The 19195-nt window shown below is 72.8% G+C and carries 23 protein-coding genes and 1 pseudogene; 9 read left to right on the top strand and 15 right to left on the bottom strand.

The window, feature by feature from the left end; genetic code table 11:
• The first annotated feature begins 253 nt into the window (after nt 1–253).
• Nucleotides 254–859: a PadR family transcriptional regulator gene (locus ACI6PP_RS13385; RefSeq protein WP_421112096.1), complete on the top strand. Its 606-nt coding sequence runs from the start codon at nt 254–256 to the stop codon at nt 857–859.
• Between the two features lie 4 nt (nt 860–863).
• Here ACI6PP_RS13385 and ACI6PP_RS13380 read toward each other — a convergent pair whose 3' ends face one another.
• Both ACI6PP_RS13380 and ACI6PP_RS13375 read right to left on the bottom strand, forming a co-directional pair.
• The gene (locus ACI6PP_RS13380; RefSeq protein WP_421112095.1) at nt 864–2024 is read right to left on the bottom strand and encodes an acyl-CoA dehydrogenase family protein; all 1161 of its coding nucleotides are present in this window, start codon (nt 2022–2024) and stop codon (nt 864–866) included.
• On the bottom strand, nt 2021–3022 hold the full coding sequence (locus ACI6PP_RS13375) for a hypothetical protein (RefSeq protein WP_421112094.1): 1002 nt from the start codon (nt 3020–3022) through the stop codon (nt 2021–2023). Before ACI6PP_RS13375 ends, ACI6PP_RS13380 begins: the two co-directional genes overlap by 4 nt.
• Nucleotides 3023–3059: 37 nt before the next feature.
• Here ACI6PP_RS13375 and ACI6PP_RS13370 point away from each other — a divergent pair, with 37 nt between their 5' ends.
• Together ACI6PP_RS13370 and ACI6PP_RS13365 are read left to right on the top strand one after the other, a co-directional pair.
• The gene (locus tag ACI6PP_RS13370; protein ID WP_421112093.1) at nt 3060–4247 is read left to right on the top strand and encodes a DUF4185 domain-containing protein; all 1188 of its coding nucleotides are present in this window, start codon (nt 3060–3062) and stop codon (nt 4245–4247) included.
• Between the two features lie 9 nt (nt 4248–4256).
• Nucleotides 4257–4838: a class I SAM-dependent methyltransferase gene (locus tag ACI6PP_RS13365; RefSeq protein ID WP_421112092.1), complete on the top strand. Its 582-nt coding sequence runs from the start codon at nt 4257–4259 to the stop codon at nt 4836–4838.
• On the opposite strand, the gene ACI6PP_RS13360 is transcribed toward ACI6PP_RS13365, so the two are convergent.
• On the bottom strand, nt 4835–5131 hold the full coding sequence (locus ACI6PP_RS13360) for a hypothetical protein (RefSeq protein ID WP_421112091.1): 297 nt from the start codon (nt 5129–5131) through the stop codon (nt 4835–4837). The two genes, ACI6PP_RS13365 and ACI6PP_RS13360, sit on opposite strands and share 4 nt — an antisense overlap.
• 16 nt (nt 5132–5147) lie before the next feature.
• Nucleotides 5148–5999: a mycothiol conjugate amidase Mca gene (gene mca / locus ACI6PP_RS13355; RefSeq protein WP_476712936.1), complete on the bottom strand. Its 852-nt coding sequence runs from the start codon at nt 5997–5999 to the stop codon at nt 5148–5150.
• An 82-nt stretch (nt 6000–6081) separates the two neighbouring features.
• Between mca and ACI6PP_RS13350 the strand changes: the two genes are divergently transcribed.
• The 3 genes from ACI6PP_RS13350 (at nt 6082) to ACI6PP_RS13340 (ending at nt 8208) form a co-directional block, all read left to right on the top strand.
• Nucleotides 6082–6486: a DUF4307 domain-containing protein gene (locus ACI6PP_RS13350; RefSeq protein WP_421112089.1), complete on the top strand. Its 405-nt coding sequence runs from the start codon at nt 6082–6084 to the stop codon at nt 6484–6486.
• Between the two features lie 104 nt (nt 6487–6590).
• Nucleotides 6591–7103 (top strand): transcription elongation factor GreA, encoded by a 513-nt coding sequence (gene greA, locus ACI6PP_RS13345; RefSeq protein ID WP_421112088.1) that lies wholly within the window; start codon nt 6591–6593, stop codon nt 7101–7103.
• Between the two features lie 256 nt (nt 7104–7359).
• A complete protein-coding gene (locus ACI6PP_RS13340; RefSeq protein WP_421112087.1) occupies nt 7360–8208 on the top strand; it encodes a DUF559 domain-containing protein in 849 nt (282 codons plus the stop codon).
• Between the two features lie 65 nt (nt 8209–8273).
• Here ACI6PP_RS13340 and ilvA read toward each other — a convergent pair whose 3' ends face one another.
• The 3 genes from ilvA to ACI6PP_RS13325 are packed head-to-tail and all read right to left on the bottom strand — an operon-like array spanning nt 8274 to nt 11873.
• Nucleotides 8274–9488, bottom strand: a complete 1215-nt coding sequence (gene ilvA / locus ACI6PP_RS13335; protein ID WP_421112086.1) for a threonine ammonia-lyase — start codon at nt 9486–9488, stop codon at nt 8274–8276.
• Nucleotides 9481–10701 (bottom strand): AI-2E family transporter, encoded by a 1221-nt coding sequence (locus tag ACI6PP_RS13330; protein ID WP_421112085.1) that lies wholly within the window; start codon nt 10699–10701, stop codon nt 9481–9483. Before ACI6PP_RS13330 ends, ilvA begins: the two co-directional genes overlap by 8 nt.
• Before the next feature lie 5 nt (nt 10702–10706).
• Nucleotides 10707–11873 (bottom strand): cystathionine gamma-synthase, encoded by a 1167-nt coding sequence (locus ACI6PP_RS13325; RefSeq protein WP_421112084.1) that lies wholly within the window; start codon nt 11871–11873, stop codon nt 10707–10709.
• 63 nt (nt 11874–11936) lie between these two features.
• Between ACI6PP_RS13325 and ACI6PP_RS13320 the strand changes: the two genes are divergently transcribed.
• The 3 genes from ACI6PP_RS13320 to ACI6PP_RS13310 all read left to right on the top strand — a co-directional run bounded on the left by ACI6PP_RS13320 (nt 11937) and on the right by ACI6PP_RS13310 (nt 13760).
• The gene (locus ACI6PP_RS13320) at nt 11937–12503 is read left to right on the top strand and encodes a mismatch-specific DNA-glycosylase (RefSeq protein WP_421112083.1); all 567 of its coding nucleotides are present in this window, start codon (nt 11937–11939) and stop codon (nt 12501–12503) included.
• A 64-nt stretch (nt 12504–12567) separates the two neighbouring features.
• Nucleotides 12568–13203, top strand: a complete 636-nt coding sequence (gene msrA / locus ACI6PP_RS13315; protein WP_421112082.1) for a peptide-methionine (S)-S-oxide reductase MsrA — start codon at nt 12568–12570, stop codon at nt 13201–13203.
• A gap of 68 nt (nt 13204–13271) precedes the next feature.
• A complete protein-coding gene (locus ACI6PP_RS13310) occupies nt 13272–13760 on the top strand; it encodes a GNAT family N-acetyltransferase (RefSeq protein WP_421112081.1) in 489 nt (162 codons plus the stop codon).
• A 13-nt stretch (nt 13761–13773) separates the two neighbouring features.
• On the opposite strand, the gene ACI6PP_RS13305 is transcribed toward ACI6PP_RS13310, so the two are convergent.
• The 8 genes and pseudogenes from ACI6PP_RS13305 to ACI6PP_RS13270 form a co-directional block, all read right to left on the bottom strand.
• Complete coding sequence (locus tag ACI6PP_RS13305; RefSeq protein ID WP_421112080.1) at nt 13774–14046, bottom strand: DUF2277 domain-containing protein; 273 nt, start codon at nt 14044–14046, stop codon at nt 13774–13776.
• Between the two features lie 147 nt (nt 14047–14193).
• Nucleotides 14194–14511 (bottom strand): putative quinol monooxygenase, encoded by a 318-nt coding sequence (locus ACI6PP_RS13300; RefSeq protein ID WP_421112079.1) that lies wholly within the window; start codon nt 14509–14511, stop codon nt 14194–14196.
• Nucleotides 14512–14566: 55 nt separating this feature from the next.
• Nucleotides 14567–15493, bottom strand: a complete 927-nt coding sequence (locus ACI6PP_RS13295; protein WP_421112078.1) for an SMP-30/gluconolactonase/LRE family protein — start codon at nt 15491–15493, stop codon at nt 14567–14569.
• A gap of 35 nt (nt 15494–15528) precedes the next feature.
• On the bottom strand, nt 15529–16236 hold the full coding sequence (locus tag ACI6PP_RS13290; RefSeq protein WP_421112077.1) for a dienelactone hydrolase family protein: 708 nt from the start codon (nt 16234–16236) through the stop codon (nt 15529–15531).
• A 31-nt stretch (nt 16237–16267) separates the two neighbouring features.
• Nucleotides 16268–17428, bottom strand: a complete 1161-nt coding sequence (locus tag ACI6PP_RS13285; RefSeq protein ID WP_421112076.1) for a glycerophosphodiester phosphodiesterase — start codon at nt 17426–17428, stop codon at nt 16268–16270.
• Nucleotides 17429–17514: 86 nt separating this feature from the next.
• Complete coding sequence (locus ACI6PP_RS13280; protein WP_421112075.1) at nt 17515–18243, bottom strand: YwaF family protein; 729 nt, start codon at nt 18241–18243, stop codon at nt 17515–17517.
• On the bottom strand, nt 18243–18947 hold the full coding sequence (locus ACI6PP_RS13275; RefSeq protein WP_421112074.1) for a TetR family transcriptional regulator: 705 nt from the start codon (nt 18945–18947) through the stop codon (nt 18243–18245). Before ACI6PP_RS13275 ends, ACI6PP_RS13280 begins: the two co-directional genes overlap by 1 nt.
• Nucleotides 18944–19195, bottom strand: a pseudogene (locus tag ACI6PP_RS13270) (hypothetical protein); the annotation flags it as partial. The gene ACI6PP_RS13275 and the pseudogene ACI6PP_RS13270, both read right to left, overlap by 4 nt.

The following is a 19195-nucleotide window of genomic DNA, read 5'->3' as shown; positions in this document are numbered from 1 at the left end:
CACCTTCTCGTCACACATGAAACGGAACTGTTTCGTCTCATCAAGACAGTACGGATCGGTTTCATTCCGCGTACGGCAAATCAGCCTGGAGCGCCTGTGACTCCCGACACCTCGGCCCGGCGCCGCCGAACCTCCCCGACAGTCATCGGCGATATATCGCGAGAGGTCTTGACTGTCCGGCTTGCCGATATATCGTCGAGCCATCGCGAGTGGTCATCCGGACCGCTCCGAGAGCACCAGAAGGAGATCCCTCATGAGAGGCATCCACCACCACCCCCGCCGCGCACGCGGCTTCGGACCCGGGTTCGGCCCGGGAGGCCCCGGCTTCGGCCCGATGGGACCGGGCTTCGGCCCGCCCGACGGACGTGGCCGCGGTCGACGCGGAGGTCGCGGGCGTGCCCGCGGCGACGTCCGCAACGCCGTCCTGGCCCTGCTCGCGCAGGAGCCCATGCACGGCTACCAGATCATCCAGGAGGTCAAGGAGCGCACCGGCGGCGTCTGGAGCCCGAGCCCCGGCTCGGTCTACCCGATCCTCGCCCAGCTCGGCGACGAGGGCCTGGTCCGCACCGAGAAGGCAGAGGGCCGCTCGGTCGTCCACCTCACCGACGACGGCACCGCCTACGTCGAGGAGCACCGCGACGAGCTCGACGCCGTCTGGGAGTCCGTCGACGGCGCCGGCAACGACGGGTTCCGCGAGCTGCGCGGCGCGATCCCCGAGCTCGCCGGTGCCGCCATGCAGGTCGCCCAGGTCGGGCGTCCCGAGCAGGTGACCGAGGCGATCGCGATCCTCAAGGACGCGCGCCGCAGGATCTACCTGCTGCTCGCCGACGACGGATCGACCGACACCACGACCACGTGACGGGTCAGAACGCCGAGATGCCGGTGATGACCCGGCCCATGATGAGCGTGTGCACCTCGTCGGTGCCCTCGTAGGTGCGCACGCTCTCCAGGTTGTTGGCGTGCCGCAGCGGCGAGTGGTCGAGCGTCACGCCGTTGCCGCCGAGGATCGTGCGGGCCTGCCGGCAGATCTCGATCGCCTCGCGCACGTTGTTGAGCTTGCCGAAGGAGATCTGCTCCGGGCGCAGGGTGCCGGCGTCCTTGAGCCGCCCGGTCTGCAGGGCCACCAGCTGGCCCTTCTGGATCTCCAGCGCCATGTCGACCAGCTTGGCCTGGGTCAGCTGGAACGAGGCGATGGGCTTGTCGAACTGGTGCCGCTCGAGCGAGTACGCCAGCGCCGCCTCGTAGGCATCGCGTGCAGCGCCCATCGCGCCCCACATGATCCCGTAGCGCGCCTCGTTCAGGCACGAGAAGGGTCCCTTGAGGCCCGTGACTTGGGGCAGCACCGCGTCGGCGGGCAGCCGGACGTCGGTCAGGGTGATGTCGCACTGGATCGAGGTGCGCATCGACAGCTTGCCCGTGATGGGCGTGGCGGTGAAGCCCTCGCTCTGCGTGGGCACCACGAAGCCGCGGATGCCGCCGTCGGTCTGCGCCCAGACCACCGTCACGTCGGCGATCGACGCCAGGCCGATCCAGCGCTTGGACCCGTTGAGCACCCAGTCGTCGCCGTCACGCACGGCGTGGGTGGCCATCGACGCGGGGTCGCTGCCGGCGCCGGGCTCGGTGAGGCCGAACGAGCCGATCAGGTCGCCCGCGGCCATGCCGGGCAGCCAGGTCTGCTTCTGCTCCTCGGAGCCGAACTTGTGGATCGCGCTCATCGCGAGCGAGCCCTGCACGCTGACGAAGGTGCGGATGCCCGAGTCGCCGGCCTCGAGCTCCATGGCCGCGAGGCCGTACTCCACCGCGCTGCGACCGGCGCAGCCGTAGCCGTCCAGGTGCATGCCGAGCAGGCCGAGGTCGCCCATCTCCTTGACGAGGTGGCGCGGGAACTGCGCCTCCTCGAACCACTGCGCGACGTGGGGCTTGATCCGGTCGTCGACGAACGCGCGCACCGCGGCCCGCAGGGCGATCTCGTCGGTGGACAGCAGGGTGTCGAGGTCGAGGTAGTCCTCTGCCGGGGTGCTCATCTGCCGATGATCCCACCGTCGGCCGCTGCCGGCTGGGAGACCTCCGCCTCGTCCCGTCGCCGCTCCCGACGCGCCACCACCAGCGTCAGCACGGACAGGCCCGTCCACGCCGCGAGCACCAGCAGCGGTCGCAGGGCACCCGCGTCGTCGAACCAGGCCGCGGACGTGGCGGCAGCCAGGCCCGCACCGTAGGGCAGCCAGGGCGTCACGGTCGCCCACGGCTCGGCCGGCAGCAGCGGGCTGCCCGCGACCACCACCGGCGCGGCTGCGAGCACGAGCAGCGTCAGGGCGATGCCGAGCCCGGCCGCTCCGGCGAGGGCCTCGAGCGCGTAGGTCGTGGTGACGACGGCGAGCACCGTCAGCGACGCCGCGAGCCACCACCCGGCGAGACCACCGCCGACGAGCGCGACCCCCGCGACCGCCACGCCGAGACCGAGCACGGCCGCCAGCGCCGACGCCGTGACGACGCGCACCGCGCCGAGCCTCGCCGTCGCGGCGACGGGTCCGCGCCACCAGGTGGTCACGACGGCGACGACGAACCCGAGCAGCACCGCGAGGCCCACCAGCGTCATCAGGGTCCCGAGGCCCGCATCGCCGCGGGGCGGAACCACGTCCTCGACGACCAGCGTGCGGCCGAGCGAGGCCGAGATCCCCGACAGCCCGTCCCGCACGGCGTCCTCGAGCGCGTCGCCTCGGGCCGAGGCCACGTAGAGGGTTTCGGTCTCGGCCGACAGGTCGACGACCACCGCGGCGACGCTGCGTCCCTCGACGACGTCGGCGCGCGCCCGGCTCGTGGACGTGGTCGCGGCCGCGTCGAACGGCTCACCGGGAAGGGCGTCGACGCGCTCGGCGAGGGTCTGCGCGACGACCGCGGGCGCCGCGATCGTCACGGGCGCGCGGTGCGGCTCTCCCCCGGGCCCGGCGAGGACCACCAGCGCGACGACGAGCGCCTGGAGCACCAGCACGCCGAGCACCACGAGCGTCCGGCGTCGTCCCACGGTCGTCGAGCCTAGGCCGTGTGGAAGCGTGACCCCCATGGCGCTGCCCCGGGTGAGCTGGCGCGTGCGCGTCGGGCTCGTCACGCTGCCGGTGGCGGTCGCCCTGTTCGCCGCGCTCGCCCTCGCCCCGGCGCCCCGCGACGACCGCACGACGGTGTCGGTCGACCCCGCCGAGCAGACGCAGTGCCTGCCGATCGACCCCATCGGGTCCGTCGCCGACCTGAACACGCTGGCCACCCGGGTGCGCGGCGGCCAGGAGTTCCAGGGTGCCGACGTGGGCGCGGACGTCGAGCTCCAGGACGGCCGCCGTCTCTGGGTCTTCGGCGACACGCTGCGCTCGCGTGACTTCGACGGCCAGCGCTTCGTCCGCAACTCGGTGCTGGTCTTCTCGGGGCGGTGCGCGAGCGTCGTCCTGCCGGCCGACCACGGCGCGCTCATCCCCGACCGCGCCGACGGCGTCGGGTACTGGCCGATGTCGGTCGCCAAGGTCGAGCGCACCGGCTACGACCTCGTGGGCGTCGGCGCCCAGCGCGTCCGGGGCTCGGACCGCCCCGACGGTGCCGCCGCGTTCACCAACCTGGGTCCGGCGACGGCGCTGTTCGTCGTGCCGCGGGGCGGCACGCCGCAGCTGCTGACGGTGCGCGACGTCGGGCCCGACCGGGCCGGCACGAGGCGCCCGACGTGGGGTGCGGCGTCGGCGGTCGAGGACGGCTGGGTCTACCTGTACGGCACCGCCAACCCCGAGCGGCCGGGCATCTTCGGGTTCTCGCTGGCGGTCGCGCGCGTCCGTCCGGACGACATCCTCGAGACCGACCGGTGGCGCTACTGGGACGGGCGGCGCTGGCAGCGCGACGCCGGACGCGCGAAGAAGCTGATCGCCGCGCAGGGCGGGGTGTCGCAGACCCTCAGCGTGTTCGAGCAGGACGGCCGGTGGTACGCGGTGAGCAAGCGCGACGAGTTCGTCGGCTCCGACCTCGTCGTGTGGTCGGCGCCGTCGCCGACCGGCCCCTTCGTCGCCGGCGACCCGGTCGCGCAGATCCCGTCTGAGGCCGGCGGCGGGACGCTGCGCTACATGCCGCTCGCCCACCCCGACCTGCTGCCGCGGGACGGCTCGGTGGTCGTCTCGTACAGCCAGAACGACACCGACCTGTCGGCCGTCGACGCCGACCCGTTCCTGTACCGTCCGCGGTTCCTACGGGTGCCGCTGCCGTCCGGCACCCCCTAGCCTGGCCGGGTGGACGCCGACGACTGGGACGCGCGGTACGCCGAGGCACCCGACCTGTGGGGGTCGTCCCCCAACGCGCTGCTGACCGACCTGGTCGGCCACCTGGCGCCGGGACGGGCGGTCGACCTCGGCTGCGGCGACGGGCGGCACACCGCCTGGCTGTCGGGTCTCGGCTGGGAGGTGGAGGGCGTCGACTTCTCGCCCGAGGCGGTGCGGCAGGCGAGCCGGCGGCCGGGCACCGACCCGACGCGGGCGAGGTTCACCGTCGCCGACGCGACCACGTACGCGCCCGACGGCCCGCTCGACCTCGTCCTGGTCGCCTACCTGCACCTGCCCGACCTCGCGGACGTGCTGGCCAGGGCCGTGGGCTGGCTGGCGCCGGGCGGCAGGGTCGTCTACCTCGGGCACGCCCGCGAGAACCTCGAGCACGGCGTCGGCGGACCGTCCGACGCGTCGGTGCTGCCGACCGTCGAGGCGCTCGCGTCGGGGCTGCGCGGGGCGCGGGTGCTCGACCTGCGGCACGTCGACCGCGAGACCCCGAGGGGCACGGCCGTGGACGTGCTCGCGGTCGCGGAGCCCTGGCCGTCCTAGCCGGCGGGCGTGTCGGGACGCGACCGCGCGTCCCCTTCGGCGGTGCGCGGCTCGTCGGCGATCTGGTCGTCGCCCGGCGCGGCGGGGTGTCGCCAGTCGTCCTGCTCGACGAAGTTCACCTTCTTCGTGCGGCGCACGAAGCTCCACAGGATCAACGCCGTGGCCGCCGCCATCGCCAGGAACACCGCGAAGCCCAGCCACCCGGGCTTGACGTCGTCGGGGTCGAGCTGGGGGTCCGACGCGGTCAGCACCATCGTGCTCGTCAGGTCGGCCAGGGCGTGGAGCATGCTCACGACCCCAGCCTACGCGTCAGCGCAGACCCGCGAAGAGGTCGTCCTCGGGCAGCGTGGTCTCCACGGTGGACTCGACCAGCTCGAAGTCCTCGGTGGGCCAGACGGCCGCCTGGAGCTCGAGCGGGACGGCGAAGAACCAGCCGTCGGGGTCGATCTGCGTCGCGTGGGCGAGCAGCGCCTGGTCGCGCACCGGGAAGTACTCGGCGCACTCGACCCGGGTGGTGATCCGCTTGTCGTGCTCGGGGTCGACCTTCCACTCCTTGAGCCGCTCGGTGAACGGCGACTCCATGCCCCGGCGCAGCATCTCCTCGTGGATCGCCACCGAGCGCAGGCGGTTGAAGCCGTGCTGGTAGTACAGCTTGGCCGCCTGCCAGGGCTCCCCCTCCTCGGGGTACGCCTCGGGGTCGGCGGCGTCCTTGAACGCCTTGACCGAGATCTTGTGGCACATGATGTGGTCGGGGTGCGGGTAGCCGCCGTTCTCGTCGTAGGTGGTGACCACGTGGGGGCGGAACGAGCGGATCAGGCGGACGAGCGGCCGCGTCGCGTCCTCGAGGGGCACCAGGCCGAAGCAGCCCTCGGGGAGCGGAGGCTTGGGGTCGCCGTCGGGCCAGCCGGAGTCGACGAAGCCGAGCCAGTCCTGCTCGATGCCGAGGATCTCGCGGGCGCGCGCCATCTCGTCGCGCCGGATCTCGCCGATCAGCGCGGGGTTGTCCTCGATGCCGGGGTGCTGGAAGCTCGGGTTCAGGATCGACCCTCGCTCGCCGCCGGTGCACGTCGCGACGTGCACGTCGACGCCCTCGGCGACGTACTTCGCGGTGGTGGCCGCGCCCTTGCTCGACTCGTCGTCGGGGTGGGCGTGGACGTGCATGAGGCGCAGGCGGTCGGCCACGGCTCTCCTTCGGGGGCGGGACGCCGCGAGGACGCACACGGCGGTAGGACACAATGCTCCCATGCCCGCCTCGACCTCCTCCCCCGACCTCGTGGGCGAGCGGTACGGACGGACGGGCCGCTCGCGCACCTTCTGGTACGTGTTCTCCGCGGTCGCGATCCTGCTCGGCGTCGCGTGGGCCTGGTACGCCGCGAGCGCCCAGTCGCAGCCCGACGTCGCCGCCCAGGTGTACGGCTACGAGGTCGTCTCCGACACCAGCACCCAGGTCGAGCTGCAGGTCGAGCGCAGCGAGGGCGCCGCGGCCGTCTGCGAGGTCTACGCCATCGCCCAGGACCACTCGATCGTGGGCGAGCGCACCGTCGACCTGCCCGCCGGCGAGCCGGGCAGCACCCGCGTCAGCGCCGACATCCGCACCGAGCGCCGCGCGGTGACCGGGACGATCCGGACGTGTCGCACGACCGAGTGACGGGCATCTGAGGGCCGGACTTGCTAGTCTCGACCCTTCACCCCGGGCCGACGCCCGGGGTGTCGTCGCATGTCGACGTCGTCGTAGAGCTAGGAGATCCGTCCATGACCACCAACGCGCAGGACCAGGGCAACACCCTCTGGGTCACCCAGGAGGCGTACGACCGGCTCCAGGCCGAGCTCGACCACCTCAAGGGTCCGGGCCGCGCGGAGATCACCGCCAAGATCAGTGACGCCCGCGACGAGGGCGACCTGAAGGAGAACGGCGGGTATCACGCCGCGCGCGAGGAGCAGGGCAAGACCGAGGCGCGCATCCGTCAGCTCGAGGACATGATTCGTCGCGCCGAGGTCGGCGAGACCGCCAAGGACGACGGCACCGTCGCCCCCGGCATGGTCGTCACGGTGAAGTTCCCCGGCGACGACGTCGAGACCTTCCTGCTCGGCTCGCGCGAGATGGCCGGGCTCGACGAGTCCGTCGCGATGGACGTCTACAGCCCGCAGTCGCCCCTCGGCGCGGCCATCGTCGGCAAGAAGAAGGGCGACACCGCCACCTACGCGGCCCCCAACGGCAAGGACCTCTCCGTCGAGGTCGTCGACGCCAAGCCCTACACCGGCTGACCGCCCCTCCCCCCGCCCGCCCGCCGGGGCTCCTCCCCCGTCCGCGATCTGACGGGTTGTCGGGGTTCCCGGTCCCGGGAACCCCGCGAAACCATCAGATCGCGGACGGAGTGGAAGCCGGGCCTGTGGACGGCCGTTCTCGGCGGTCCGCCGGCGCCACAGTGCAGGGATGCCACTTGCACGACCGCTCCCACCGCACCTGCGTCGGCGCCCCTTCTCCGCACGGCAGTCCCGCGCAGCAGGGGTCTCCGCGGACGTGCTGCGCGGACCGCAGGTGCGCAGGCTGTGGCGAGGCGTCTACGTCGCGGCGGGGGTGGAGCTCAGCTTCTGGGACTGGCTCTGCGCCTGCTTCCTGGTGCTGCCGCTCGACGCGGCGGCCAGTCACACGACCGCGCTGCGGGTCTACGGCATCGACCTGGGACGTCCGTGGCCGCTGCACTTCAGCACGAACACCGCGGCGGTGTGCGAGCACCGGGAGATCCGGCTCCATCGTCGCGTCGGTCGGCTCCACACCCAGATCGTGCGTCAGATCCGTGTGCTCGGCCCCGACCGCACCGTGCTCGACTGCGCGCGCCTGCTGAACCCCGTCCAGCTGATCCAGGCCATGGAGGCGCTCATCCATGCCGGGTGGACGACCCGTGATCAGCTCGCCGCCTACCTGACGACCTGTCACCTCGACGGGGTGGTGAGGGCTCGGCGGGCGTTCGTCCTGGTGCGCGAGGGTTCGGAGTCGGTCATGGAGACCTTGCTGCGTCTGATGATCGTGTTCGCCCGGCTGCCCGAGCCGGCGTGCAACGCCGACATCCGGGACGCGCGCGGCAGATTTGTCGCACGGGGTGACCTCGTCCTCGCTCGGTGGAAGGTCCTGGTGGAGTACGACGGCTGGCAGCACGAGCGCGATGCGGGACAGCGTGCCCACGACCTCCGGCGGCGCGAGGACCTCGAAGCCGCTGGGTGGCGTCTGGTGGTGGTCACCGTCGACGACCTGAAGGACCCGCACCGCGTCGTCCGCCGCGTGCACGCCGCGCTCACGTCTCGCGGGTACGTCGGTCCGCCGCCCGCCTGCAACACCATGTGGACCAGCTGGTTCGCGTCCCCGGTCTGATGGGTTGGCGGGGTTCCTGCTGTCCAGAACCCCGCGAACCCATCAGATCGCGGACGGAGGAGGCGTCAGGCGAGGCCGAGGGGGTAGCCGAGGCCGCGGAGGTGGGCCTGGACGGCCTCGCGGTGGGCGTCGCCGCGGGTCTCGACCTGGAGCGCCACCTCGACCTCGTCGACGTGGAGCGCCGCGGCGGTGCGCTCGTGGACGACGTCGAGGACGTTGACGTGCTGGCGGGCGAGCTCGTCGAGGAGCCGCACGAGCTCGCCGGGACGGTCGGGGATGCGCACGCGGAACGACAGGTAGCGCCCAGCGGACACCATGCCGTGCCGGATCACCTGCATCAGCAGGATCGGGTCGATGTTGCCGCCGGACAGGATGGGGACGACGGTGCCGCGCTCGCCGGCGAACACCTCGGGGTGGGCGACGAGGGCCGCCGCGGCCGCCGCGCCGGCGGGCTCGACCAGCATCTTGGCTCGCTCGAGCAGGAGCAGGAGCGCCTGGCTGAGGTCGTCCTCGGTGACCGTGAGGACGGTGTCGACGAGGTCGCGCACCGCCGCGAACGGCACGTCGCCCGGACGCGCGACGGCGATGCCGTCGGCCATCGTGCGCAGCGGGTCGATCGTCACCGGGGTGCCCACCGACAGCGACGCGGGGTACGACGCCATCCGCTCGGACTGCACCCCCACCACGCGGACGTCGGGGCGCACCGCGTGGACGGCGAGCGCGACGCCCGCCGCCAGCCCTCCCCCGCCCATGGACACCACGACCGTGGAGACTTCGGGCACCTGCTCGAGCACCTCGAGCGCGACGGTGGCCTGGCCGGCGACGACGTCGGCGTGGTCGAACGGGTGGATCAGCACCGCGCCCGTGCGCTCGGCGTGCTCGGCGGCCGCCGCGATCGCCGACTCGACGCTGGGCCCGGCGAACCGGACGTCGGCGCCGTACGCGCGCGTCGCCTTCTCCTTGGGGATCGGTGCGCCGTCGGGCATGTAGACCGTGGCGGGCACGCCGAGCAGCGACGCCGACAGCGCGACGCCCTGCGCGTGGTTGCCGGCGCTGGCCGCGACGACGCCGCGCCGCCTCTCGGACTCCTCCAGCCGCGCGATGCGCACGTAGGCGCCGCGGATCTTGAACGAGCCGGCGCGCTGGAGGTTCTCGCACTTGAGCACGACGGGCGACCCGACGGCGCCGGACAGCCACCGCGAGTCCTGCACCGGGGTGGTCTCGGCGACCCCCTCGAGCAGTCGGCGCGCGTCGGCGAGGTCGGACGGGACGTCAGGCACGCGCCGGTCCAGCCTGGGCCTGCGCCCGTGCTCTGGACGCCAGGTGCTTGACCACCGCGTTGACGCAGGCGGCGATCGGGACGGCGACGAGGGCGCCGACGATGCCCGACACCGCGATGCCGGCGGCGACGGCCAGGATGATCGCGAGCGGGTGCACCGCGACGAGGCGTCCCATCAGGAACGGCTGCAGCACGTGCGCCTCGATCTGCTGCACGACGATCACGGCCAGCAGCATGAGCAGCGCCGTCACCGGGCCTTGGTCGACCAGCGCCACGAGCACGGCCACCAGGCCCGACACGAAGGCGCCGACGATGGGGATGAACGCGCCGATGAACACCAGCACGCCGATGGCGAAGGCGAGCGGGACGCCGAGGATCCACGCCGCCACCGCGATGCCGACGGCGTCGGTGAAGGCGACGACCACCGTGGCGCGGGTGAACGCGGTGAGCGAGACCCACGCGACCCGGCCCGAGGAGTCGACGTACTCGCTCGCGTCGCGCGGCACCAGGCCCACGACCCACGTCCAGATCCGGCCGCCCTCGTAGAGGAAGAAGTACGTGCCGAACAGCACGATGAAGACGCCGGCACCGACGTGGGTGAGGGTCGCCCCCACCTCGGTGACGCGCGTGACCACCTGGCCGTCCTGGTTCTGGATGGCCGTGACGACGTTGTCGACCGCGGTCTGCAGCTGCGCGTCGGACAGGCCGAGCGGGCCGTTGCGCGCCCAGTCCTGCACCTGCCCGATGCCGGTGACGACCGAGTCGCGCAGCTGCGAGACCTGGGTGGACACCTGCTGGCCGACGAGCGTCAGCGCCGCGGTGACGACGGCGACGAACCCGACGACGACGACCAGCGCCGCCAGGACCCGGGGCACCCGCAGGCGGACGAGCCCGTCGACGAACGGCACCAGCAGCGCGCTGACCAGCACCGCGATGGCGATGGGCACGGCGATCTCGGCGAAGTACGACAGGATCCGGTAGACCACGTAGCCGGCCAGCGCGATGACCAGGAGCCGCCACGACCAGCCGGCCGCGAGCTCGAGCCCGTACGGGACGTGGCGCGGTGTGACGGCGCCGCCGACCGACACCGCGGGGCTCTGGTCGGGGACGTCGTCGGCCACGGCACCGGACTCGGCGTCCACCGCGTCGGCGTCCAACCGGGCCGGAGCGGGCGCGCGTCTGTCCTCGATGGCGCGTCGCAGCCCCCGCAGCACGTGGATCAGCCCCGGAGCGCCTGGTCGAGGTCGGCGAGGAGGTCGTCGAGGGTCTCGATGCCGACGCTCACGCGCACGAGGTCGCCCGGGACCTCCAGGGGCGAGCCCGCGGCGGACGCGTGCGTCATGCGCCCGGGGTGCTCGATCAGGGACTCGACGCCACCGAGCGACTCGGCCAGCGTGAACAGCCGGCAGCGGTTCACGACGTCGACGGCCGCCTGCTCGCCGCCGGCCATGCGGAACGAGACCATGCCGCCGAAGCGCCTCATCTGACGCGCGGCGACCTCGTGGCCCGGGTGGTCGGGCAGCCCGGGGTAGAGCACGGACTCGACGCCCGGGTGCGCCAGCAGGTGCTGGACGACGGCCTCGGCGTTGTCGCTGTGCCGCTCCATGCGCAGCGCGAGGGTCTTGAGGCCGCGCATCACCAGCCACGAGTCGAACGGCCCGGCCACCGCGCCCATGGCGTTCTGGTGGTAGGTCAGCTTCTCGCCCACGTCGGCGTCACGCGCGACGAGCGCGCCGCCGACGACGTCGGAGTGGCCGCCGGCGTACTTGGTGGTGGAGTGGACGACGACGTCCGCCCCGTGACGGATGGGCTGCTGCAGGTACGGCGAGGCGAAGGTGTTGTCGACGACGAGGATCGCGCCCGCCTCGTGCGCGACGCCGGCCAGCGCCTCGATGTCGGCGATGCCGAGCAGCGGGTTGGTGGGCGTCTCGACCCACACGACCGACGTGGTGCCCGGACGGATCGCGGCGCGCACCGCGTCGACGTCGGCGATGGGCGCGGGGGTGTACTCCAGCCCCCACGGCTGGGCGACGCGGTCGAACAGGCGGAACGTGCCGCCGTAGGCGTCGTTCGGGATGACGACGTGCTGGCCGGGCGCGGTGAGGGCGCGCAGGAGCGTGTCCTCGGCGGCCAGGCCGCTGGCGAACGCCAGCCCGCGGGCGCCGCCCTCGAGCGCGGCCAGGCACTCCTCGAGCGCGGTGCGGGTGGGGTTGGCGCTGCGGGAGTACTCGTACCCCTCGCGCAGTCCGCCGACGCCGTCCTGCTTGTAGGTGCTGGTGGCGTAGATCGGCTGGATCACCGCGCCCGTGCGCGGGTCGGGCTCCTGACCCGCGTGGATCGCGAGCGTCTCGAAGCCGTGGTCGCTGGGCGGGGTCGAATCGGTCACGGAGCCACACTAGATCGTGCCGCCGACGGCCGCGGGAGGGCGTCTCGGCGGTAGCGTCACGGGGTGGGATTCACGCGCGCCGAGCTCGAGACGTTCCGCGACGCGACCGTCCCCGACCTCCTGGGCGACGACCTCCGGCTGCTGTTCGTCGGCATCAACCCCGGGCTGTGGACGGCCGCCACCGGCACGCACTTCGCGCGGCCGGGCAACCGGTTCTGGCCGGCGCTGCGGCGGGCGGGCGTCGTCACTCGCGACCTCGACACCTCCGCGACGCTGTCGTCCGACGACACCGCCTACCTGACGGGCCTCGGCCTCGGCATCACCAACCTCGCGCCCCGCGCGACCGCCCGCGCGGACGAGCTCACCGTCGACGAGCTGCGCGAGGGGCGCACGCGGCTCGAGACGTTGGTCGCCACCCGGCGTCCGGCGGTGGTGGCGGTCGCCGGCATCACCGCCTATCGCACGGCGTTCGGGCTCCCCCGCACCCGCCAGGGACGCCAGCCGGACGACCTCCATGGGTCGGCGCTGTGGGTGGTGCCCAACCCCAGCGGGCTGAACGCGCACGAGACCGTCGAGACGCTGGCGGGCGCGTACCGCGAGGTCGCCGTGGCCGCAGGGATCGTCACCTGAGTGGCGGAACGTTTCGGGGTCCCGGACTGTTGTGCAGTACACGAGGCGAAGGAGGCCCCCACTGATGTTCGGTAGGAAGAAGACCACGCTGGTCGAGCCCCAGGACGCGCTGCCCGGACGCGACACCCGTCCGTTCGAGGTCGGCACCGACAACCTGGTGCTCGGGACGCCCATGGAGGCGGCCGTGCCCGACGGCTTCGAGGAGGTCGTCGTCGGCCTGGGCTGCTTCTGGGGCGAGGAGAAGACGTTCTGGGAGACGCCGGGCGTGTGGACGACCGCGGTCGGCTACGCCGGTGGCGTCACCCCCAACCCTACGTACGAGGAGGTGTGCACCGGCATGACCGGGCACGCCGAGGTCGTGCGCGTCGTTTTCGACCCGAAGGTCCTGCCGTTCGAGCAGGTGCTCAAGATCTTCTGGGAGAACCACGACCCGACGCAGGGCATGCGCCAGGGCAACGACGTCGGCACCCAGTACCGCTCGGTCATGTACACCACGACGCCCGAGCAGCAGGAGCTCGCGGAGAAGTCGCGCGAGGTCTACCAGCGCGACATGAGCGCCCGCGGCTATGGCGAGATCACCACGGCGATCCTGCCGCTGGACCACTTCTACTACGCCGAGGCGGTGCACCAGCAGTACCTCGCGAAGAACCCGTTCGGGTACTGCCCGCTGCACGCGACGGGCGTCGCCTACTCCGGCTGACGACCCCGCGACGACCACCGGCCCGCGTCCCCCCAGGGGGGCGCGGGCCTCGTCGTAGGATCGGCGCCGTGCAGATCCGCGAGGCGACGCCGGCCGACTGGCCGCAGGTGTACCCGTTCTTCGCGTCGACCGTCGAGGCGGGCGAGACCTACGCCTACCCCGACCACCTGACGTCCGACGAGGCCCGCGCGCTGTGGATGGCACCGGCCCCCGACCGCTGCGTCGTGGCGGTCGACGACGACGGCACCGTGCTCGGCAGCGCCAAGTACGGACCCAACCGCCCGGCGCGGGGCTCGCACGTGGGCACCGCCAGCTTCATGGTGTCGCCGGCCGCCCGCGGGCGCGGCGTGGGACGCGCGCTGGGCGAGCACGTCGTCGACGCCCTGCGCGACGAGGGCTACGCCGCCATCCAGTTCAACGCGGTGGTCGAGACCAACACCGTGGCCGTGCGGCTGTGGCACGACCTCGGGTTCACGATCGTCGGCACCGTGCCCGAGGCGTACGAGCACCGCACGCTCGGCCGGGTCGGCCTGCACGTCATGCACCGCCACCTCTGAGGCGGCGGCGCGATCAGGCCGTGGCGAACCGCTTGGCCGAGCGCTCCTTGGCCTTGGCGGCCTCGACGTCGCGGTCCTTGGGCGGCGCCGAGGTGACGAGGTCCTCGAGCAGGTGGCGCGTCACGTGCGCGATCTCCTGCACGGCTCGCTCGAACACCTCGGCGTTCGCCTGCGACGGCTTGGTCGTGCCCGCCACCTTGCGGACGTACTGCAGCGCGGCGGCGTGCACCTCGTCCTCGGTGGCGGCGGGCTCGAAGTTGTGGAGGGTCCTGATGTTGCGGCACATGCCGCCAGGCTAGGCCGACGCCTGGACGATCGAAACCCCCTGAGGTGGCTGGCGCCCGACCGGCGAGGCGCCGCCGCGAAGGCGAACCGGGTTCGTTCGTCGAGCGGCGAGCAACGTCGCCGGTCGGGATGCCAGGCGCCTCAGGGCCTAGATCTTCATCTCGCCCATCTCGGACCAGTCGTCGCCGTCGGTCTGGAAGTTGATGATGCGGGGGGTCTCGGCGAGCGCCGGGGGCAGGTCGACGATGGCCTGCTTGAAGTGGTCGGACCCGACGTGCGCCTCGGCGCCGTCGTCCTTGAACGCCTCGAGCAGGATGAACTCGTTCGGGTCGTCGACGCTGCGGGCCCAGTCGAACCACAGGTTGCCCTCCTCGGCGCGCGTGTTGCGCGTGAAGGACTCGACGCGGTCGAGCCAGCCGTCGACGTGCTCGGGCTTGACCTTGAAGCGGACGGTGATGACGATCATCGGGCTCTCCTCGGGGGTGCGTGGTCGGCGTTCGTGCCGACCCTAGGACGGGTGCTCAGCATCGGCCAGCGCGGACCGCGACGACGTCGTAGCGGGTGGTCGCCGTGGGCGGGGTGGTGAACCGCGCGTTGGGCAGCAGCAGGCGCTGGCCGTCGCGAGCGACGGTGCTGGGCACGTCGAACCGCCGGTCGGTGATCTCGCCGGTCTTCACGCCGGCGGTGCCGCGCTTGTCGAGCCTCAGCACCGCGATGGCGTTGAGCCGGTTCTGCACGGCGTAGAGGGTGCGGCCCTCGAGCAGCAGGCCGTCACCGTTGACGAGCGACGTGCCTCCGAGGTCGACCGTGCGGGTGACGCCCGTGCGCGGGTCGACGCGGAACAGCAGACCGGTGTTGGACTGGACGACGAGCAGCGCCCGGCCGTCGGGGGTGCGCTCGATGCCGTTGGCGTTGTTGCCCTCGCCGTAGACGAGGTCGCCGGTGAGGTCGATGCGCTCCACCGCCGACTGCTTCGGCAGCGCGCCCTTGCGGCCGAGCGGCAGCTTGTAGAGCACGGGGTTGCGCGAGTCGGTGAAGTACGCCGCGTCCCTGGTGACGATCACGTCGTTGACGAAGCTCTCGGCCGCCGTCGCCAGGTCGTAGGACGCGAGCGTGCGGCCGGTACGGGTGTCGAGCACACGGGCGTCGCCGCCGGTGCCGCCGGCGACGAACAGGCGCTTGCCGTCGACCTTGAGGCCGAGCGACGGGGTGCCGGGGCCGGCGGCGAGCGGCGAGACCCGTCCGGAGCGCAGGTCGACCTTCACGATCCGGCCGTCGACGCGCGAGCCCAGGTAGGCGGTGCGGCCGGGGCCGGTGGCGATCCCCTCGGGCTGGAAGCCGTCGGGGAGGCGGTAGGTGTCGGGCGACGCGGCGACGGACGGCGAGGCGCCGACGAGGACGAGCGCGGCGGCGGTGAGCAGCAGGAGGACGGGGCGGACGAGGCGCATGGGGGCTCCGGGGTCGGGGGTCCGACCATCCTGCGTCAGGTCGTGGGCAGGTGCTCGGCGAGGAACTCCGCGGTGGTCGCCCAGGCCCGCGCCGACGCGTCGGCGTGGTGGAAGGCCGGCATCGGGTTGTCGAAGGCGTGGTCGGCGCCCTCGTAGGTCTCGAACCGCACGCCCGGACGCTCCACGGCGGCGCGGATCCGCTCCACCACCTCGGGCCCCAGGTAGGCGTCGGACGTGCCGACGTGGTGCAGGCTCGGCGCCGTCACCTGCGGGGCGAGGTGCAGCAGGTCGGGCAGCGCAGACCCGTAGTAGCTGACCAGCACGTCGGGGTCGCGCTCGGCGGCGACGGCGAACGCCAGCCCTCCCCCGAAGCAGAAGCCGAGCAGCCCGGTGCCGCCCGTGACGGCCTCGTCGGCGCGCAGGTGGTCGAGCGCCGCGGCCCCGTCCTGGACGGCGACGTCCCAGTCCAGCTGCTGCACCAGGCCCATCGCCTGCTGCAGGACGTCGTCGCGCGACTCGTCGACGGTGGTGCGCTCCAGGCGCCAGTAGATCTCCGGCGCGAGCACGACGTAGCCGAGCGCGGCGAGGTCGGCGGCGCGCGAGCGGATGTAGTCCGAGACGCCGAAGATCTCCTGGACGAGCACCAGGCCGGGGCCGGTGCCCGACGGCGGCAGCCACCGGTAGGCGGGCATCGGCCCGTCGGGCGTCTCGATCTCGACCTGGGTGCCCGCGTCGGTGCTCACCGCCCCAGCGTAGGGCGGTGAGCACCGGGCGTCAGGCGGCCTCGTCCTGCAGCTCGAGGTAGGCCACCAGGGTGTCGGGCTGGTCGGTGAAGATCGCGTCGATGCCGGTGGCGAGGAACGCGCGGTACTCGGCGAACGAGTCGCCCTTGGTGTTGGGGTCGGTGCCGTCGCGGAAGTCGGCGGGCAGGAACTGGTTCTCGTCGCGGAAGGTGTAGACCACCACGTCGAGCCCGGCGCGGTGGGCGTCGCGCACGATCGTCGTCGGCTTGGCCAGGAAGCCGGCCGCGTCGCGCGGGATCACCTGGTTCTTCTCCGGGCCGAGCCAGTCGGCGTACTTGGCCACCTGACGCAGTCCGCTGGCGCTGGTGACGTCGGCCCACGTGCGGGGGTCGCCCTGCGCGACGAGGTCGTACGGGGCGCCGGCGGCCGAGGTGAGCTGGACGAGCGGCACGGGGGTGCGGGCGTTCAGGTACTTGAGGTTGGTCGTCTCGAAGGACTGGATGACCACCTTGGAGCGCTTCTTGTCCAGGCCCGCCTTGGCCAGGGTGCGCAGCAGCGGGCGCTCCAGGCCGAGCCCGATGCCCTGGAAGTACGTGGGGTGCTTGGTCTCCGGCGCGATGCCGACGTTCGTGCCGCGGCGGCGGTTCTCCTTCTTCACCAGCGCGATCACCTCCTCGAGGGTGGGGATCTCGTAGAGGCCGTCGTAGCGCGTGTTGGCCGGGCGCGTCTGGGGCAGACGCTCCTTGGCGCGCAGCGTCTTGAGCTCGCGCAGCGTGAAGTCCTCGGTGAACCAGCCGGTGAGCGCGACGCCGTCGATGGTCTTGGTGGTCTTGCGGTCGGCGAACTCGGGGTGGTCGGCGACGTCGGTGGTCGTCGCGATCTCGTTCTCGTGGCGGGCGACCAGCTTGCCGTCCTTGGTGCTCACCAGGTCGGGCTCGACGTAGTCGGCACCCATGTCCATGGCGAGCTTGTAGGACGCGAGGGTGTGCTCGGGGCGGTAGCCCGAGGCGCCGCGGTGGCCGAACACCAGGGTGTCGTCGGTCTTGCCGTGACGGTCGGAGGTGGCGGCGACGGCGGCGCTCGGGCCGCTCGCGGCCTGGGAGGGCACGCCGACGAGGCCGACGAGCAGCGCGGCCGCGGTGGCGACGACGGCGGCCGGGGCGCTCGCGCGCAGGGGGGTACGGAGGGTCATGGGCACCAGTCCAGTGACGGTGGGTGACCCGGAGGCCACGGCGTTGGGGGGTCGGGATGAACCGTGACGGAACGGACGGTGGCCCGTCAAGGGCGGGCGAGGTCGCCGTCGCCCTGGTACGTCCGGCTCTCCCGACGCGCCCACGGCCAGGTGAGCAGCGTCCAGACGCCGATCACGATCGCGATCTCGACCAGCACGTAGCCCGGCCAGGGGCCCAGCAGGTCGAGCGCCGACCCACGGGCGGGCTTGGCGTTGAGGTAGCCGTAGTTGGTGCCGGCGACGACGTTGAAGCAGAACGCCGCGACGGCCCACGTCAGGGTGATCGCGACGACGGTGCGCAGGTCGCGCCAGCGCGGCGCGATGCCGAGGCCGAGCGTCAGGTAGACCGACGCCCAGACGATGAGCAGGTGCATCGCCCAGAACATCAGGTAGCGGGCCCCGGGGAAGTTGGTGGCGAGGTCGGGCGTGATCATCGCCTGGGTGACCAGCGTGATGCCCCACAGGTAGGTGAGCGTCACCGACCACCGGCGGTGCGTCCACAGCGCGTGGACGGCGAACACCCAGGCGAGGTCGCACAGCTGGAACGGCAGGGACGTGCCGAGGTCCCACTCGGCCGGGGTGAGCTGCAGCAGCTGCAGCGGGACGGTGAACACCGGGATGAGCACGGCGAACGCCCGGCTGAGCACGACCGCGGACGGGCGCCCGCGCTGGGCCCGTCCGACGAGGACCACCGCGACGGCGCCGACGAGCAGCACCCCGAGCGCCCCCAGGTGGGAGGGCCCGAAGGTCGTGAAGTCGTCGGCCGCGGTGGTCATCACCTGGACGGACGCGCGCCGCCGCCGTCCGGTTCCGCCGACGGCAGGCCGAGCCGTCCGAGCAGCGCGAGCAGGTCGGCGGTGGTGCCGCGGAGCACCCGCAGGCGCGACAGCCGCAGGACGCGGACGACCAGCGGGACCAGGCCGTCGACGAGCTCGCGGGAGCGCCTGGCGCCGGGCGAGTCGTCGTAGACCCAGAACAGCACCAGGCCCATCTGCAGCAGCCAGAGCAGGTGCGGGAGCGACGGGCGCAGGGCGGGGTCGAGGCCGATCGACGAGCCCTCGACCGCCTCGCGCATCGTGGCCACCGCACGCTCCCTGGCCGGCGAGGAGTCGGCCGAGAACGGGCTGAGCGGGCTGCGCGGGTCGGCCGCGGTGCGGAACAGCTGGGTGGCGAAGCCCTGGTAGGGCTGGGCGACGTCGAGCCAGGCGTGCAGGACGCCCGACAGCCGCACGGCGAGGTCGTCGCTGCCGGCCAGTGCCGCGCGTGCGGCCTCGGCGTGGCGCTCCTGGATCTGGTCGTAGTAGCCCTGGATCAGGTGCTCCTTGGACCCGAAGTAGTAGTACGCGTTGCCCACCGAGACGCCGGCCTCGGTGGCGATCGCGCGCATCGTGGTCTTGTCGTACCCGCGCTCGGCGAACAGGGCGAGCGCCGCGTCCAGGATCGCTTGGCGCGTCTGCTCGCCCCGGCCGCCCTCGGTCACCGTCCGGCTCCGGGCTGCCCGTGGTGCCCGGCGGGCATCGGGGTGCTCCACGCAGCCGGGTGCTGCATGGCTCCGACGCGGGCGGCGGCGATCTGACGGTCGCGACGTCCGTTGCGGATGCCGAGCAGCACGAACAGGTTGAGGAAGTGCAGGACGCCGACCACGAGGAGCACGACGCCGATCTTGAGCGACAGCGCCTCGAGCACGCCGGCCGCCCCGACCACCGGCGCGTCCGAGCGCAGGAACCA

The sequence above is a fragment of the Solicola agrisoli genome (genome assembly GCF_049059935.1).
Classification (GTDB): domain Bacteria; phylum Actinomycetota; class Actinomycetes; order Propionibacteriales; family Nocardioidaceae; genus JAURVT01.
This window is presented reverse-complemented; position numbering and strand designations above follow the sequence as displayed.

What these genes read in the sequence shown, in the direction of transcription:
- ACI6PP_RS13385 (WP_421112096.1), top strand. Translation starts at nt 254, where the DNA reads ATGAGAGGCATCCACCACCACCCCCGCCGCGCACGCGGCTTCGGACCC.
- ACI6PP_RS13380 (WP_421112095.1), bottom strand. Translation starts at nt 2,024, where the DNA reads ATGAGCACCCCGGCAGAGGACTACCTCGACCTCGACACCCTGCTGTCC.
- ACI6PP_RS13370 (WP_421112093.1), top strand. Translation starts at nt 3,060, where the DNA reads ATGGCGCTGCCCCGGGTGAGCTGGCGCGTGCGCGTCGGGCTCGTCACG.
- mca (WP_476712936.1), bottom strand. Translation starts at nt 5,999, where the DNA reads ATGCACGTCCACGCCCACCCCGACGACGAGTCGAGCAAGGGCGCGGCC.
- ACI6PP_RS13350 (WP_421112089.1), top strand. Translation starts at nt 6,082, where the DNA reads ATGCCCGCCTCGACCTCCTCCCCCGACCTCGTGGGCGAGCGGTACGGA.
- greA (WP_421112088.1), top strand. Translation starts at nt 6,591, where the DNA reads ATGACCACCAACGCGCAGGACCAGGGCAACACCCTCTGGGTCACCCAG.
- msrA (WP_421112082.1), top strand. Translation starts at nt 12,568, where the DNA reads ATGTTCGGTAGGAAGAAGACCACGCTGGTCGAGCCCCAGGACGCGCTG.
- ACI6PP_RS13305 (WP_421112080.1), bottom strand. Translation starts at nt 14,046, where the DNA reads ATGTGCCGCAACATCAGGACCCTCCACAACTTCGAGCCCGCCGCCACC.
- ACI6PP_RS13300 (WP_421112079.1), bottom strand. Translation starts at nt 14,511, where the DNA reads ATGATCGTCATCACCGTCCGCTTCAAGGTCAAGCCCGAGCACGTCGAC.
- ACI6PP_RS13295 (WP_421112078.1), bottom strand. Translation starts at nt 15,493, where the DNA reads ATGCGCCTCGTCCGCCCCGTCCTCCTGCTGCTCACCGCCGCCGCGCTC.
- ACI6PP_RS13285 (WP_421112076.1), bottom strand. Translation starts at nt 17,428, where the DNA reads ATGACCCTCCGTACCCCCCTGCGCGCGAGCGCCCCGGCCGCCGTCGTC.
- ACI6PP_RS13280 (WP_421112075.1), bottom strand. Translation starts at nt 18,243, where the DNA reads ATGACCACCGCGGCCGACGACTTCACGACCTTCGGGCCCTCCCACCTG.